This is a genomic window from Candidatus Symbiopectobacterium sp. NZEC135, assembly GCF_025962695.1.
The window spans coordinates 1-1587 of record NZ_JAGFPF010000393.1 but is presented as its reverse complement, the minus strand read 5'-3'; the positions used below and the strand labels follow the sequence as shown (position 1 = coordinate 1587).

Sequence of the window (1587 nt, the reverse complement as noted above, 5' to 3'; positions counted from 1 at the left end):
GCTGAGTAAAACTCATGCACGAAAGCCGGTCTGCAACCAGACCGGCTTTTTTTATGCGCCGCGCTGCTCCAGTGCGGTTAACAGTGTGTCTAACAGGCCGGGGAAAAGCGCATCCAGATCGTCACGTCGCAGCGAAAGGAGGTTTTCTCGGCCATTAGGGCGTTGCCAAATCACGCCACTGTCGCGCAATACCCGCCAATGGTGCGACATGGTGGATTTTGCTGCCCCTTGCGAAAGGGCTCCGCAGGATTGCTCCCCCTGCTGGGCTAAAATACGTACTACTTCTAACCGTACCGGGTTACCCAAAGCCAGTAAAACGTTCTCTAATCGAATCTGCTCAGGTTCGGGATGGTGAGCGATCATAGTACTCCGTATCCATTTATTAACGACGCCGTCTGGTCGCCGTAACCGTTCGTCAGCGGTCACTATAGCGGGAGTGTTTGATGATGTCATCCTGACGTGTGTTTTACGCCTTGCTGTAATTATCCTTGCTCCAGAATTCATTCTCAATGGCACTATTGAGTTGATGTTGAGAAAAGAAATCAGCAATCAGCGCGCGATCAATCTCAAGCTGCATTTTTTTTAATACTATTTTTCCCGCATTTATTTCGGCATCTGGGATATTTTTTAATATGTTCTTTCGCAGCAAATCATCAACATTTTTTTGGTATTCAAACTCCAGCATATGGTATCTTTTCTCCTGAGCGGCCCGTATTTTTTCTGGCGCAAGCCGTTCAATCAACGCATGTAACGGCTCCCACTGTGCGAGCCAGGCTGGAAATTGAATGTTTTCATTTTTTTTAATGGTTTTCTCCGCCGAGATTAGGTCCTCTGCTGAAATTTTTGAGCAAATAAAACTGTGCATATCTGGCGCGAAGTGTTGCAAATCTAACGCGCTGTGCAAACGGGTTTGGAAACCGAGGTAAACTTCAACTTCATCCGTGTTAGGATGCCGCTTCATATGCTGATTGGCCATTATCGTTAATTGTCTGGTGCGATAAACGCGTCTGGCTATGGTAATCAACGCATCCAGTTGGTTGTCATATTTTCCCTTGTTAATGTCGTCAACAATCATCACTTGCTGCATCTGGTTGTAAGTAAACAGGGTCTTGTCGTTGCAACTGGCGGTTCCGTCATAGGCGATAGCAAACAAGGTTTCTGCCAACGAGGGTGATAAAACAATATTGTCCAGAAACGTTCTGATGTGCTGTTTAAATTCCGAAGAGTGAGTAACGACATCACAGGCTCTGAGTTTACTCAAGAATTGGGAAAATGATGTACTGTTGCTGTTTTTAGCAAGCGTCTCCCAGTGTGCCAATTTCGTTAGGTGTGGTTGTGATACCAGAGGTTTGCTGTTTAGATCTTCTGGCGTATACCAATGGTGGATCTCCATAAGCAACATTCTACCCTCTGTGGCAGTGTTTATATTTACCTCTGAGGGAAAGTAATTTAACTGCGGCTGGAAAAGAATTCTCAGTATATCTGCCGTGGTATTTCCTGCATTCACAGAAGGGCGGGGCGGGGCGCTGATGGGTATTTCATGGCTTAACTCTGAGAGATTGCCGGGATATATGGCGTTATACTGTA

2 protein-coding genes are annotated in these 1587 nt (G+C 46.1%); both read right to left on the bottom strand.

Translation table 11 applies throughout. The features are described 5' to 3' along the window. Window positions 1-51: 51 nt before the first annotated feature. The gene (locus J5224_RS27185; RefSeq protein ID WP_264628262.1) at window positions 52-363 is read right to left on the bottom strand and encodes an ArsR/SmtB family transcription factor; all 312 of its coding nucleotides are present in this window, start codon (window positions 361-363) and stop codon (window positions 52-54) included. Window positions 364-466: 103 nt separating this feature from the next. Then, a partial coding sequence (locus J5224_RS27180; protein WP_264628261.1) for an NEL-type E3 ubiquitin ligase domain-containing protein occupies window positions 467-1587 on the bottom strand: 1121 nt, incomplete at its 5' end.

Excerpts from the sequence above, each read along its gene's own strand:
- J5224_RS27185 (WP_264628262.1), bottom strand. The coding sequence starts at position 363 with ATGATCGCTCACCATCCCGAACCTGAGCAGATTCGATTAGAGAACGTT.